At 33.5% G+C, this 14,753-nt stretch carries 14 protein-coding genes; 11 read left to right on the forward strand and 3 right to left on the reverse strand.

Annotated elements, in window-relative coordinates; genetic code table 11:
• Positions 1–19 precede the first annotated feature (19 nt).
• From leuS to NST63_RS07595, 5 genes are all read left to right on the forward strand, one after another.
• Positions 20–2,434 (forward strand): leucine--tRNA ligase, encoded by a 2,415-nt coding sequence (leuS, locus tag NST63_RS07575; RefSeq protein WP_078109574.1) that lies wholly within the window; start codon positions 20–22, stop codon positions 2,432–2,434.
• 233 nt (positions 2,435–2,667) lie between these two features.
• Positions 2,668–3,801, forward strand: a complete 1,134-nt coding sequence (locus NST63_RS07580) for a processed acidic surface protein (protein WP_341041732.1) — start codon at positions 2,668–2,670, stop codon at positions 3,799–3,801.
• Between the two features lie 62 nt (positions 3,802–3,863).
• Positions 3,864–4,367 (forward strand): class D sortase, encoded by a 504-nt coding sequence (locus tag NST63_RS07585; protein ID WP_341041733.1) that lies wholly within the window; start codon positions 3,864–3,866, stop codon positions 4,365–4,367.
• Positions 4,368–4,539: 172 nt separating this feature from the next.
• On the forward strand, positions 4,540–4,851 hold the full coding sequence (locus tag NST63_RS07590; RefSeq protein WP_212943527.1) for a rhodanese-like domain-containing protein: 312 nt from the start codon (positions 4,540–4,542) through the stop codon (positions 4,849–4,851).
• Positions 4,852–5,129: 278 nt separating this feature from the next.
• The gene (locus tag NST63_RS07595; protein WP_058005615.1) at positions 5,130–5,312 is read left to right on the forward strand and encodes a sporulation protein Cse60; all 183 of its coding nucleotides are present in this window, start codon (positions 5,130–5,132) and stop codon (positions 5,310–5,312) included.
• 79 nt (positions 5,313–5,391) lie between these two features.
• Here the strand turns inward: NST63_RS07595 and NST63_RS07600 are convergent, their stop codons facing one another.
• Positions 5,392–6,648, reverse strand: coding sequence for a BaiN/RdsA family NAD(P)/FAD-dependent oxidoreductase (locus NST63_RS07600; RefSeq protein ID WP_212943526.1), 1,257 nt, complete (start codon positions 6,646–6,648; stop codon positions 5,392–5,394).
• A 125-nt stretch (positions 6,649–6,773) separates the two neighbouring features.
• Here NST63_RS07600 and NST63_RS07605 point away from each other — a divergent pair, with 125 nt between their 5' ends.
• Positions 6,774–8,366, forward strand: coding sequence for a putative polysaccharide biosynthesis protein (locus NST63_RS07605; RefSeq protein WP_212943525.1), 1,593 nt, complete (start codon positions 6,774–6,776; stop codon positions 8,364–8,366).
• Positions 8,367–8,596: 230 nt separating this feature from the next.
• Here the strand turns inward: NST63_RS07605 and NST63_RS07610 are convergent, their stop codons facing one another.
• Positions 8,597–8,812 carry a hypothetical protein gene (locus NST63_RS07610; protein ID WP_212943523.1) on the reverse strand — a complete coding sequence of 72 codons (216 nt, stop codon included), beginning with the start codon at positions 8,810–8,812 and terminating at the stop codon, positions 8,597–8,599.
• A 125-nt stretch (positions 8,813–8,937) separates the two neighbouring features.
• Between NST63_RS07610 and NST63_RS07615 the strand changes: the two genes are divergently transcribed.
• Positions 8,938–9,663, forward strand: a complete 726-nt coding sequence (locus NST63_RS07615; protein WP_212943521.1) for a pseudouridine synthase — start codon at positions 8,938–8,940, stop codon at positions 9,661–9,663.
• Positions 9,664–9,719: 56 nt separating this feature from the next.
• Here NST63_RS07615 and NST63_RS07620 read toward each other — a convergent pair whose 3' ends face one another.
• The gene (locus NST63_RS07620; RefSeq protein WP_078111183.1) at positions 9,720–9,941 is read right to left on the reverse strand and encodes a DeoR family transcriptional regulator; all 222 of its coding nucleotides are present in this window, start codon (positions 9,939–9,941) and stop codon (positions 9,720–9,722) included.
• 576 nt (positions 9,942–10,517) lie between these two features.
• On the opposite strand from NST63_RS07620, the gene pepV reads away from it, so the two are divergent.
• The 4 genes from pepV (at position 10,518) to NST63_RS07640 (ending at position 14,751) form a co-directional block, all read left to right on the forward strand.
• On the forward strand, positions 10,518–11,936 hold the full coding sequence (pepV, locus tag NST63_RS07625; RefSeq protein ID WP_341041734.1) for a dipeptidase PepV: 1,419 nt from the start codon (positions 10,518–10,520) through the stop codon (positions 11,934–11,936).
• 23 nt (positions 11,937–11,959) lie between these two features.
• On the forward strand, positions 11,960–12,808 hold the full coding sequence (gene dat, locus NST63_RS07630) for a D-amino-acid transaminase (RefSeq protein ID WP_341041735.1): 849 nt from the start codon (positions 11,960–11,962) through the stop codon (positions 12,806–12,808).
• Between the two features lie 396 nt (positions 12,809–13,204).
• The gene (thpR, locus tag NST63_RS07635; protein ID WP_078111179.1) at positions 13,205–13,768 is read left to right on the forward strand and encodes an RNA 2',3'-cyclic phosphodiesterase; all 564 of its coding nucleotides are present in this window, start codon (positions 13,205–13,207) and stop codon (positions 13,766–13,768) included.
• 23 nt (positions 13,769–13,791) lie between these two features.
• Complete coding sequence (locus tag NST63_RS07640) at positions 13,792–14,751, forward strand: hypothetical protein (RefSeq protein WP_058005605.1); 960 nt, start codon at positions 13,792–13,794, stop codon at positions 14,749–14,751.
• Positions 14,752–14,753 lie beyond the last annotated feature (2 nt).

The following is a 14,753-nucleotide window of genomic DNA, read 5'->3' on the forward strand; positions in this document are numbered from 1 at the left end:
TAAAGAAGGAGGATTTTACATGAGTTTTAATCATCATGAAATTGAAGAAAAATGGCAAAAGTTTTGGGAAGAGAATAAAACATTTAAAACAACTGAAGACGAGAATAAGCCTAATTTTTATGCATTAGATATGTTTCCTTATCCATCTGGTGTGGGTCTTCATGTTGGTCATCCAGAAGGATATACTGCAACAGATATTGTATCAAGAATGAAACGAATGCAAGGATATAATGTACTTCATCCAATGGGATGGGACGCATTCGGATTACCTGCCGAACAATATGCAATTGATACAGGTAACGATGTAGTGGAATTCACAAAGCATAATATTAATACGTTTACTCGTCAAATAAAAGAGCTAGGGTTCTCATATGATTGGGAGCGTGAGGTAAATACAACTGACCCTAATTACTATAAATGGACGCAATGGATTTTTCTAAAGCTATACGAAAAAGGACTTGCTTATGTCGATGAAGTTCCTGTTAACTGGTGTCCAGCTCTTGGGACAGTTCTTGCCAATGAAGAGGTTATCGATGGTAAGAGTGAACGTGGCGGCCACCCTGTTGAACGTCGTCCGATGAAACAATGGATGCTTAAAATTACTGCTTATGCGGATCGTTTAATTGATGATTTAGAAGACGTTGATTGGCCAGAAAATCTAAAGGATATGCAACGTAACTGGATTGGCCGTTCAGAGGGTGCTGAAGTAACTTTTACTATTGAAGGCACAGGTAAAAATTTCACAGTATTTACAACTCGTCCAGATACTTTGTTTGGCGCTACTTATGCAGTTTTAGCACCTGAACACCCGCTCGTTAATGACATTACAACAGAGGAACAAAAGCAAGCGATTGAAAATTATCTTGAGCAAATTAAATCAAAAAGCGATTTAGAAAGAACAGATTTAGCGAAAGATAAAACAGGTGTTTTTACAGGAGCGTATGCAATTAATCCAGTCAATAATGAAAAAATGCCAATTTGGATTGCTGATTATGTTCTAATGAGTTATGGGACAGGAGCAATTATGGCAGTTCCAGCACATGATGAACGCGATTATGAGTTTGCGAAGAAATTTGGATTAGAAATTAAAGCAGTCGTTGCTGGTGGCGACGTGGATAAAGAGGCATATACAGGAGATGGAGAACATATCAACTCTGGTTTCCTTGATGGATTAAACAAAGAAGACGCTATTTCGAAGATGATTGCGTGGCTCGAAGAAAAAAATATAGGAACGAAAAAAATAACTTACCGTTTAAGAGATTGGTTATTTAGCCGTCAACGTTATTGGGGTGAACCAATTCCTATTATTCATTGGGAAGATGGAACAATGACTACTGTTCCTGAAGATCAACTTCCGTTGACACTCCCAGTAATGAAAGAAATCAAACCATCTGGAACAGGAGAATCACCACTTGCGAATGCTAGTGATTGGGTAAATGTTGTTGATCCAGCTACTGGTAAAAAAGGTCGTCGAGAAACAAATACAATGCCTCAATGGGCAGGTAGCAGTTGGTATTTCCTACGTTATGTAGATCCTAAAAATGAAAATGCCTTGGCAGACTTTGAAAAATTAAAAAAATGGCTTCCTGTTGATATTTATATTGGTGGTCAAGAGCATGCTGTTCTTCATTTGTTATATGCACGTTTCTGGCATAAATTCTTGTATGATATCGGTGTTGTTCCAACTAAAGAACCATTCCAAAAATTATTTAATCAAGGGATGATCCTTGGAGAAAACAATGAAAAAATGAGTAAATCAAAAGGAAATGTTGTTAATCCAGATCATATTATTGATAGTCATGGAGCAGATACATTACGTCTATATGAAATGTTTATGGGACCTTTAGATGCATCGATTGCTTGGTCAACCAACGGATTAGATGGTGCAAGAAGATTCCTTGACCGTGTGTGGCGCTTACTTGTTGATGAAACAGGTGAAATTACAAGCAAAGTTCAGCAAGGACATTCTGATGTGCTTGAAAAAGTGTATCATCAGACGGTGAAAAAGGTAACGGAAGACTTTAATCAACTTGGATTTAATACAGCAATTTCACAAATGATGGTATTCATTAATGAAGCATATAAATCTGATGTTCTACCGAAAGAATATATTGAAGGCTTCGTTAAATTACTTTCACCAATTTGCCCACATATTGCTGAGGAACTATGGAGTAAATTAGGGCATGAAGGTACAATCACTTATGAAGCATGGCCAAGTTTCGATGAATCGAAACTAGTTGATGCAGAAGTTGAAATCGTTGTACAGCTTAATGGTAAAGTCCGTTCGAAAATGATGGTTTCAAGCGAAATTTCTCGTGAACAACTTGAAGCATTCGTAATGGAGGATGAAAAAGTAAAAGAATTGATTGATGGAAAAACGATCCGTAAAGTGATTGCTGTCCCTGGAAAGCTAGTTAACATTGTTGCAAACTAATAAAAATGATGGAATTAAAGGGAAATACAGGTAAAATAATGATTGTTTTTGTGAAAGATTATAATTTGATTACAAGGCAGAATCCTTATTTATTAAGGTTTCTGCCCTTTTTTTATGGTGAAAAAAATATTTGATATTTTACATAAACGAAATAAAAAAATCAATACTATCTTAAAAAAATTTTCTAGCTTATAGTATGAAAGTATTTATTTAATAATAATGGGGGAAAAAAGTTGAAAAAGATTTTTTTATTTATCACAGCATTTATTGTATGTTTAAATTTTTTACCAAGTTTAAGTTCGGCAGCATCTTTTGAAGAGGAGCTCATGTCATATTTTGAAGATATTGATATGTCAGAGGAAGAATTGAATGACTTTTTAGAATACTTTTATGATGAAAATATTGATTCATTTTCTTCGGTGGCTGAATTGAAGGAGTTTCTAGGAGAACCTATTAATAATGATAATTTACAAAAATTAATCGTAGAGTATCAATTTAAAGATGAAGCAGATCTTAAGGATTTCTTAGTAGAAAATGGAGAAATAGATAAAGAGGATAATCTAAATGATGTTTATCGTTTTATCAATACTTTAGATGAGACCATTTCTTTTTATATCGGTACACCAATCACGAAGGAAAATCTAAAGTCTTTATTAGAAGATTATGATATGAGCTATGAGGAACTAATAGAATTACTTTCAAGTAATGGAGATTCTATCGACCAATATAAATATATTGAAGACCTCGATAATGCAATTCTTGCTTATACAGATGATTCAGAGATATTCTCTGATATTTTTAAAGAAATTGGGATAACAGATGATGAAGTTGAAAATTTGTTGAATCATTTTATGTCCATTGATATGGATGAAAAAATGGAGCAAAAGCTTGTAGCCATTTCTGAGCGTATGATGGCGATTGGGGATTTTGAAAGCGAGACAGATTTATCAAACGATCAGATTCAAGAGATTATTCAAGCATATCAAGAAATCTTAGCATTATTTAAACTAGATGCTAAGTTCTATTTAGTAAAAGGTACAGATAAAAAACCAATAACATTGAATGAATTAACCAAGCTTGAAACAACGAATGGATATAATCTATCTATCGAATTATATAATTATAATGGTGATTTTTTAGCAGATATGATGATTTCAGCAAATCTATTTGGTTCTGAATTGATTACGGATACGATTAATAAGGTAGAAAAAGTTGAAAAAAGTATAACCAAACCAGTTAAGAAAACAATAAAAGGCGGTAAATTACCGAATACTGCTGGACACTATGTTGATAATATATTAGGTGGACTTGCTATGCTTATCGTAGGTAGTCTAGTGCTACGTAGGTGGCGAACAAAGAAAATATGAGAATGAAAAATATCTTTCTTTTTATTTTCAGTTGTATATTTATTTTATGTGGAATATGGATAATGAGCATAAATGGATATAAGTTGTTTTATTCGCAACATCCCAACAATAAAGACATAACCACCGAGCTAAAAACTGAAAACAGTCGGAAGCTTTATCAAAAAGCTCCGAAAAAGGGTGACATAATTGGAAATTTAGTTATTCCAAAAATCAATGCCGATTTACCAATTTATGAAGGGGCAGAAGACGAGGAGTTAGAGAAGGGTGTCGGTCATTTTGCAAAAAGTGTACTGCCTGGTGAAAAAGATAATTCGGTACTATCAGGGCATCGGGACACTGTTTTTCGCAAATTAGGTGAAATGAAAAAAGATGATAAATTAATCGTAAAGACATCCGCTGGACATTTCACCTATCAAATTAAAAAAATTAAAATCGTTGATGCAGATGATCGAACGATAATTGTTCCAAAACCTAGAGCAACATTAACGGTCACAACCTGTTATCCATTTAACTTTATTGGTGATGCACCTAAACGATTTATTTTAGTTGCTGATCTAGTTCGTTGATGTTCGTTTTTTTATTGTGTTTCTTACTGTAAACTCTTAAAACTGAATTTTACCCGGTGTTCTCTATAAAGATAGCTCTTGTAAAAAGAGCTTAAAAAGAGCCTTAATTATTCCTTTAATAATAACTTTGGTATAATAACAAAAGATTATATATTGAAAGGAAGAAGAGTGAATGAGAGAATTTCCAATTATTACTCCTGATGAATTGAAAGAAAAGCTGGAAAAAGGAGAAAAACTAAATTTAATTGATGTCCGTGAAGCTGATGAAGTTGCAGAAGGGATGATTCCAGAAGCAAAACATATACCAATGGGAGAAATTCCAGAGTCATTAGATCAATTAGATCAAAATGTGGAATACATTATGATTTGTCGTTCTGGCGGTCGAAGTGCCAGGGTTTGTCAATTTCTTCAAGATAATGGCTATAAAGTCGTGAATATGGAGGGTGGCATGCTTAATTGGACAGGAGTAACAAAACCGAAATGATCAGAGAGAAACCAACTGTACAAGAAATGCAGTTGGTTCTTTTTTTTAGGCTCTTTTCTCAAACATTGTTGCTATTTAGTCAAAGTGTTATCTAATAAATATTTTGAAACCGTCAAACTATATAAGAACAAGCTGAATCATTATTAAGCGTAAAAGTCGGTAGTAGGGTGTTTACAAAAACAATCAATGATACGAAGACAGTATTTTTAGGGGAAATGATTGAATATTATTACTTTTTGTCAATAATAAATACTATTCAATTAAAGGAGAAGATATAAATGGTTCAGGTAAAAGTATTTGATTGTGAGCATGAGAAGGATTTAGAAGAGGATGTTAATCAATTTTTAAGCCGCTTAGAAGAAGATAAGCTTATAGACATTAAATTTCATGTAGCAGCAATGACTGAGGAAAATGAAGAACAAATTTATTGTTTTAGTGCTTTGGTAATGTATCGTAAATAAAATGAGACCTAAATGAGGTGCACCTCTTCATATTAAACGATGTTTAAAATGGGGGGTGCACTATCTAGGTAGACTCCTTTTATTTCAGGGCCGCATTCATGCCAGCTAATCTTCCAGTCACTAATGCTGAAGTAATATTATAGCCACCGGTATATCCGTAGATATCTAGTACCTCACCACAAAAATATAGGCCATGCATAAGTTTAGATGCCATTGTCTTTGGTTCAATTTCTTTTACAGAGACACCGCCCCCTGTGACAAATGCTTTTTCTAAAGGGAGTGTACCGTTTACATGAAACTGAAATTGTTTACAAGACTTCACAAATTTTCTAATTAACTCTGTTGAAATAGTACCACCTTGTGCATTTACATCTATTTGGTTGAATTCAAGCAAAAAGAGTAAATAGCGTTCCGGAACTAATCCTTTCAATGAATTTTTAATTGTTTTTTTAGGCTCTTCTTTGATGTTTTTCATTATCTTTTGGAATAGCTCTTCTTCATTGTAATCGGGAAGGGCATCGATACTCATCAATACTTCCTTTAAGTTCCACTTTTTCATCGCTTTAACAACAAACTGACTACATCTAAGTACAGCGGGACCTGATATGCCAAAATGAGTAAAAATCATATCCATTTGATGGGTAATTATCGCTTTACCCTTTGGATTTAAAACACTTACTGCTACATCTCTTAATGACAGACCTTGAAGTAGCTTGTCCTTTATAAAAGGCTCATTTGAGGTCACTGGAACTTCTGTAGGAAATAATTCTGAAATGGTATGTCCAGCTTTTTCAGCCCAAGGAAAACCATCTCCTGTTGAACCTGTTTGAGGGACAGATTTTCCTCCAACTGCAACCACTACAGCATTAGTAGGTATTTTCTCTCCAGTCATAAGCTCAACACTTTCAACGCAACCGTTGGCATAGCATATGTCTTTGACAGCTGTATTTGTTCGAATCTCTACATTTAATTTTGATAACTTATCTAACAGAGCATCTACGACTGATTGAGCACGATCAGAAACGGGGAACATTCTTCCATGATCCTCTTCCTTTAATTCAATGCCTAAGTCCTCAAAAAAACGAATAATGTCTTCATTATTAAAGATAGAAAAAGCGCTATACAGGAAACGTCCATTCCCGGGAATATGTTTTACTATTTCATCAATAGGCAATCGATTGGTAACATTGCACCTTCCTCCACCAGATATAGCGAGTTTTCTTCCTAATTTATTTCCTTTATCCAGTAATAGAACTTTTGATCCGTTTTCACCAGCTGCAATAGAAGCCATAAGTCCTGATGGCCCTCCACCAATAACAATTACATCATATTTCATTATTTCACACCTTTTGTAAAAATTATGTTCAAGAAAAAAAAGATTACTCTAATAAATTGTCAATTAATCTTGTAAGAGGTACACTACTTATTAGTGCAATTTAATTTTTAAAATTGAGGGATCGTATGTCTTCGAAACTAATAAGAGGTACATTTATATTAACACTAGGGACTATTATATCAAAAATAATAGGATTATTTTATGTAATCCCTTTTTATGCAATTATAGGTGGGTCTGAGCCAGCAGCCCTTTACCAATTTGGTTATGTCCCATATACAATATTTATAAGTATTGCAACTGCAGGTGTTCCATTGGCGGTATCAAAATATATAGCGAAATATAATGCATTGGAAGAATATGCTGTTGGAAGAAAATTATTTAAATCTGGTATATTGCTGATGTTGATCACAGGAATCCTCAGCTTTTTAATCATGTATATATTTGCGCCGTTTTTTGCGGAAATGTCTATGAACAAAGCGGATAGTCCATATACTATTGCTGAAGTTGCAACAGTAATTCGAGCTGTTAGTTTTGCCCTAATTATCATACCAGTAATGAGTTTATTAAGAGGATATTTTCAAGGACATCAATCGATGGGACCATCGGCGGTTTCACAGGTTATTGAACAAATTATTCGTATTGTATTTTTATTATTCGGTGCCTTTTTTGTATTAAAAATTCTAAAAGGTAGTATGGTTTCTGCCATTAGTGCAGCAACATTTGCAGCTTTTATTGGAGGAATTGCAAGTCTTATTACACTCTTATGGTACTGGAGAAAAAGAAAGCATCATTTTGATGAATTACTTGAACATGATAAAGGAAAAATGCAGATATCCTTAATTTCTATGTATAAGGAAATCTTCGTTTATGCATTTCCTTTTATTTTAGTCGGAATTGCTAATTCATTATTTCAAGGGATTGATCAACTAACATATAGTCGAGCAATTTCACTTGAGCATCTCGGAGTTTTAAATTTCTCCACTCATAAGTTAGTTATTATTCCAGTTTCATTAGCTACTGCCTTTTCTTTAACCTTAGTACCACTCATAACAGAATCTTATGCAGTAGGGAATAGACATACATTAGTTCGTCAAGTGGACCAAACTTTTCAGGTTCTTCTTTTCATAACTGTACCAGCAGCAATTGGTTTATCTTTATTGGCGGAACCTATTTATACTGTATTTTATGAACACAGTAAATTCGGTACAGATGTATTAGCTACCTATGCACCAGTTGCTATTTTATTTGCATTGTTTTCAGTTACAGCTGCTATCCTTCAAGGAATTAATGAACAAAGATTTACAGTATTGAGTTTATTGGTAGGGTTATTGGTTAAGTTAAGTTTAAATATTCCATTAATGAAGTTATATGAGACTGAAGGGGCAGTATATGCAACTGCTCTTGGATATACAGCAACGATACTAATTAATTTAATTGTCATTAAGATTTTTGCCAAATATCCATTTAAAATCATCATTAGAAGAACGATATTCATTCTCTTAATGAATGGGGTCATGGCTGTAGTCGTTTTATTGGTATATAAGCTCCTTACACTATTCTTAATGACTGATTCAAAAATCCAATCATTGATCATCGTTATTATTTGCGGTGGAATTGGCGCAGTGGTTTATGGCTATATGGGATTAAGATCAAAGTTAGCCGATAAATTATTTGGTGACAGACTCCAAAGGATTAAATCAAAATTACACATTAGTTAAAGAGGAGGTCTTAGAATTGACCTCCTTTTAGATTAAGGCTGTTTTCGTATAGTTTTTTGCTTTTGTAAAAGCCCTACTCCACGGCTTTTACCCTTAATAAAGGGTTCAGCGTTATTTTAGTAGTTTGCAGCTCTTTTCTAAGAGGAATGAAGGACATGTCGACCTTCAATCTATTTTTATTAGTAAAACATTACCTGAATAGCAAACCATGCTTGAGAAAAGAGCCTAGATTAATAATAGTAGTATTCTCGTCCTGGAGACCCTTGACCTTGACCCCAACCCATTTGACGTTCAAGCCGAGTCACACGGCGTTCTAAACGGTCAAACCTACGGTCTAAACGATCGAGTCGCCTTTCAATATTATCCAGTCTTCTATTTACATTTTGATTTTGTTGTCCAGGTGGCCATGGAAATTGCGCCGGTGCTTGTTGTTGCCTATAATCCATAAAAAATTCACTCCAGTCTTCTTTTGTTTATGAATGGTTCCCATATTAGCCTATGCCCCTAAAAGAAATACGTATAGGCTATTTCACTAAATAAAAAAGATTTAATTAGAAATAGAGGTGCTTTCATGAGATTAGATAAATTTTTAGCTAATGCTGGTCTAGGTAGTAGAAAAGAAGTAAAAAAAGTGTTAAAAGATGGCGTGGTTGTAGTTAATAATCAATTAACGAAAGATGGTAAAATACATATAAATCCCAAAAGTGATGAAATAACGGTACGAGGTGAAAAGATCATATACCGTGAGTTTATATACCTTATGATGAATAAACCACCAGGTGTCATTTCTGCAACTGAAGATGTTAATGAAGAAACCGTTGTTGATTTATTAAAAATAGAGGATGCTATCATGGAGCCTTTTCCAGTTGGACGATTAGATAAAGATACGGAAGGTTTATTATTACTAACAAATGATGGTAAGTTGGCACATCGCCTTCTATCCCCTAAAAATCATGTGCCAAAAACGTATTTTGCTGTCATTCAAGGTGAAGTAACGGAAAAAGATGTTGAGGCTTTTCGAAATGGTGTCATGTTAGAGGATGGTTATTATACAAAACCAGGTATATTAAAAATTTTAAAATCAGGTCTACGGTCTGATATAGAATTAACTATTACAGAAGGGAAATTTCATCAAGTAAAACGAATGTTTGAAGCGGTTGATAAAAAGGTTATATACCTTAAGAGAATTGAGATGGGGCCACTTCAATTAGATGAAAGTCTTGAACTTGGTGACTATCGTGAATTATCTGATGAAGAAGTTCAACTACTCACCACATATGAAATAAAGGGTAAATAATAGGGCTGTCTGATTCAGACAGCCCTATCTAGTATATAGGATGATTTTCTGTTTGGTTAAGAAGACATCTTTACTCTTTTATCTGTTGTTGTCCATTTTCCCCGATTTGGGCTTATTATTAAGTCATTGTATGCTAACACATTCAAATCCCTTTGAATGGTGCGAGGAGTGATGCCGAACTCATCTACAAGGTCCTGTGTCGTTACTGTCCCATTTTCCTTAATAAACATGTAGATTGATTTAATTCGGGTTAGCATTCGATTGGTTGAAGGTTTCAAAAAACCACTCCCTCATCTTATTTCCAAAGACTAAGACTACAGACGGCTTATGAAATTGAAGAAAATTCTGTTTTAATGCTAATCAAGCAGTTTAGAAATTATTCTTCAATAAAATTAGAAAAGACTTATTCTCCTCACAGACAACTCCTTTTTTTCTTAAATTATTGACTTTGATTTCAGACAATTACATTGTACACCTTCTTTTTTAAAATATCCAGAGATAACAAGGAATTAATATGGTAATTGTCATAGTATATTATATGAAAATAAAATGAAATTAGTATAATTTTCAGAAAAATAAAATAATCTCTCCATTTCCTTCAAATATATTTCTTTATTAATGATGGCTGTTTTTGTATAGTTTGTAATTATAATAAAGGCTTCCTCGAGTTTGTATGAGTGATACACTCTTTTTACAGTGAAATAATGAGATCAAGTTATATTTATTAGTTAAATCTTTATCTAAATAGAAACAATGTTTGTGAACAGAATATAAAAGATTTATTAAATTGATGAAAAGGAGTAAAATAAAAAACGATAAACTTTTAGAAAATACATAAAATTGGAGTGCTAGCAATGGAAAAGATAAATTGGATGGAAGAGGTTTTAAAAAGAAAAGAGGATCTAATTAAAGATTTACAGGGCATTTTAAAAATTAAAAGTGTGTTAGACGAAGAAAATAGTGCACCAAATGCTCCTCTTGGCCAAGGGGTAAAAGATGCTTTGCAATATTTATTAGATTTAGGAGAAAAAGATGGGTTTACAGCTAAAAATGTGGGGAACCTAGCTGGTCATTTAGAAATGGGAGATGGGAAAGACTTATTGGGTATTCTGTGTCATGTTGATGTAGTTCCTGAAGGCGATGGTTGGAGTGTTGATCCATATGGTGGGGAAGTGAAAGACGGAAAGATATACTCTAGAGGAGCTAGCGATGATAAAGGACCTACTATGGCAGCATACTACGCGATGAAAATCGTAAAAGAATTAGGTCTTCCAATTGAAAAAAGAGTAAGAATGATCATAGGTACGGATGAGGAAAGTAACTGGCGCTGTGTCGAACATTATTTCAAGCATGAAGAAATGCCATCAATCGGTTTTGCTCCAGATGCCGATTTTCCAATTATTAATGCGGAAAAGGGAATTGCTGATTATGATATAGTTCTACCTTTTTCAGTAATTGAAGAACAAGCGGATATCACCCTTCTATCCTTCCAATCTGGACGAAGATATAATATGGTACCCGATTTTGCATCAGCTGTTTTAACCTTTGACGGGGAGAAAACAGATATTTTACAAAGATATAGTGATTTTCTTCAGAAAATAGGTTTAAAAGGAAAATACTTTATTGATAATGGGGAGCTACATTTAGAACTTGAAGGTGTTTCCGCACATGGGATGGAACCCAAAAATGGGAAAAATGCCGGGTTATTATTAACAACATTTTTGAATGAATTAGATTTAGATACATCTTCCAAACGTTATATTGATTTTGCAGTGAATTTCCTCTTTGATCAATCACGTGGGGAAGGATTGGGAGTTCAGTATCAGGATGAAATTACAGGAGACCTAACTATCAATGTCGGAAAAATGCTCTATGAAGTAAATTCCGGTGGTCGCTTCGGCTTGAATATGCGCTATCCTGTGACATTCGATATGGAAAAAAATAAAAAAATCATTAATGATAAGGTAAATGAAAAGGGATTTGTTATTGAGAATTTTTCTGATTCGAAACCGCACCATGTAGATGCAAATACTGATCTTGTAAAGACTTTGCAAAAGGTATATGAAGAGCAGACTGGTGAAAAAGCAGAATTATTATCAATTGGTGGAGGAACTTATGCACGTTCATTGAAATCAGGTGTAGCGTTTGGAGCATTGTTTCCAGGTAGACCAGATGTAATGCATCAAAAGGATGAATTTATGTTTATTGAGGATTTAATCAAAGCTACTGCTATTTATGCACAAGCTATTTTTGAATTAGCTAAAAATAAATAATATTTTGATGGGAGAGGAAAAGTATGGAGAAAATTATATTTAATGGAGAAATTGTAGAAAAATCAGAAGTGAATATTGACATTGAAGATCGTGGATACCAATTTGGTGATGGAATATACGAGGTTATTCGTGTATACAATGGTCACTTATTTACGAAAGATGAACATATACAGCGTTTATATGAAAGTGCCGAAAAAATTTCCATCCATATTCCATTTTCCAAAAAAGATTTAATGCAGCGATTAGAGGAATTGGTTGAAACAAATCAGTTAGATACTGGTATCATTTACTTACAAATAACAAGAGGAACCTATACAAGACAACATGGTTTTCCTAGTGAAGAAATTATTCCAACATATGTTGCTTATACAAGAGAAATGCCAATTCCACAGGTCTCGATGGATAATGGTGTAAAAGGATTACTAGTAGAAGATATCCGTTGGCTAAGATGCGATATAAAGAGCTTAAATTTACTTGGAAATACATTAGCAAAACAAAAAGCGGCTGAGGCTGGTTGTTATGAAGCAATTCAGCATCGTGGAGAGGAAATTACTGAAGGATCTTCCTCTAATGTATTTATTGTAAAAAATAACTGTGTCATTACGCGTCCAGCCACTAATCTTATTTTAAATGGTATTACAAGACAAGTAATATTAAAATTGTGTAAGGAAAATGGAATAGAATATAAGGAACAAATATTTACTGTTAACGATTTAAAACAAGCTGATGAAGTGTTTATCTCCAGTACAACTTCTGAAGTTATGCCAATTGTACAAATTAATGAATTACAAATAAATTCCGGAACACCAGGAAAGATTACCAAAAAACTTCAGAATTTATTTAAACGTGAAATCGAAAAATTAAGTGAATAAAATTAAAATAAGACCCCATAAGCTTCGTTAACACTTATGGGGTTCTGTTATGTAATTATTGTTTGGGGATAATTTTCCAAAATGGTCAAATTTATGTATTTTTTGTATTTCGGTATGATGGACTAATAAAATATTTTTTCTGTAAAGCCTTTTGATTTCACAGTATCCACTATCATATAAAAAAAAGATCTCATATTCCTCCCCGTTATAAATAACCTTTTCTCCCTTTTTCACAAATCTATTCTCCCTTCATACAATTCTGTATCCTTTACCCAATAAAACTAAAAGAAAACCTTGTTGTCATTTCAATATATGTAGGAAAAAATAGAAATATGTCATATTCAAGAAGAAATTTGATAAAATAGGAGTAACACAAACTTTATAGAGGGTGACCTAATGCAAAGCAGACATTATTTTTTTGCTGTTCCCATTCCTTCTGCTATAAAAAACAAACTATTTGAATGGTGTGATGAAATTAAAAAAGATTATCCTTTTAAGCGATGGGTTCATCCAGAAGATTATCACATCACACTTGCTTTTTTAGGTAATGCCGAAATAAATCAATTAAATTTAGCACTTAATTTGATGAAAGAATCTCTTATAGAAATTAGTAGTTTTCGTTTACAGATCAATCATATAGGTATATTTGGAAGAAATGAGACTCCAAGGATTTTTTGGGCTGGTGTACATGAATCGAATGAATTAAACAAACTAAGAGTAAATGTGTATGAAAAATGTATACAGTCTGGATTTCAATTAGATGAAAAACCATTTCGTCCTCATATTACTTTGGCAAGAAAATGGGAGCAATCATTCGGTGCATTCTCATTATCATCTCTACAAGAAAAGTTTATAAAAATGGAAGAATTCAATATAGAGGAAGTTGTACTATATGAAACCGTTCTTGAAGCGGTTCCTAAATATCAAAAAAAAGCAAGCATATATTTGGGTGACGAATAGGTAGAAAAGGAAGTAGTAACAGCATGGGACAATTAATAAAGTTACAAGATTATATTTCACGATACGAAATGGATCCGTTTAGGTATCCAGCACAGTATGTAAGACTAAAGAAACAACAATGGGACAAATTAAAGGATCGTTGGGAAAATAGAGAGGAACAAATCCAACTTGTTTCACCTATAGGGAATGAGCATGTGGAGAATAAACGGTCAACATCGACCAATATTATTAGACGATTATTTAAGAAAGGAAAAATAGAAGAAGAGACCGTAGACAAACAACCAATTAACAAAGAATCATTGTTTCAATTTATGCCTGAATTAACGTATTATCCGGATTCAATTGATGAGTTGAAGCAGTTATTCTTAGATCAGCTATTTTCTTTCCAAATGAAATGGGCAAGTTCGACAATAGTAGAAAAATCTTTTCCTGACCAAAGATACTATCGAAATGAAAATTTAAAATACTTATTGCAACGTTTTCCTGATACTTTTTTATTTTTATATGAACCGATCTTCTTGTTAAAAAAAGCTCCGATTGAAATGGAGGTTATCTTAATTTCTCCAACTGAAGTATGGTGCTTATCCTTCTTAGACCAAGAAAAGGATGCAGTGTACCTTGGGTCAAATGAAAAATTTTGGATAAAAAGATCAATTGGGGGAGAAAGCAAAATTTTAAACCCTGTCATTGCACTGAATCGCATGTCAAAAATAATCAAACAATTATTAAATAAATATCAGCTCGATATCCCGTTAAAAAAGGCTGTTATATGTAGAGATGGGTATATTGATTTTCCTAATGCACCGGCTGATCTTGTATTACTGGAAAAAAGATCCTACCCTACATGGTTTCAACAGCAAAGAAAATTACAATCACCTTTAAAGCATGTCCAATTAAAGACAGCAAAGATTCTCCTAGATTATTGTCAGACGACTTGTTCAAGAAGACCAGAGTGGGTTGAACAAGAAGGGAATGAGGAATGAGG

The organism is Heyndrickxia sp. FSL W8-0496 (genome assembly GCF_038007825.1).
In the GTDB taxonomy this organism is placed as follows: Bacteria; Bacillota; Bacilli; order Bacillales; family Bacillaceae_C; genus Heyndrickxia; species Heyndrickxia oleronia.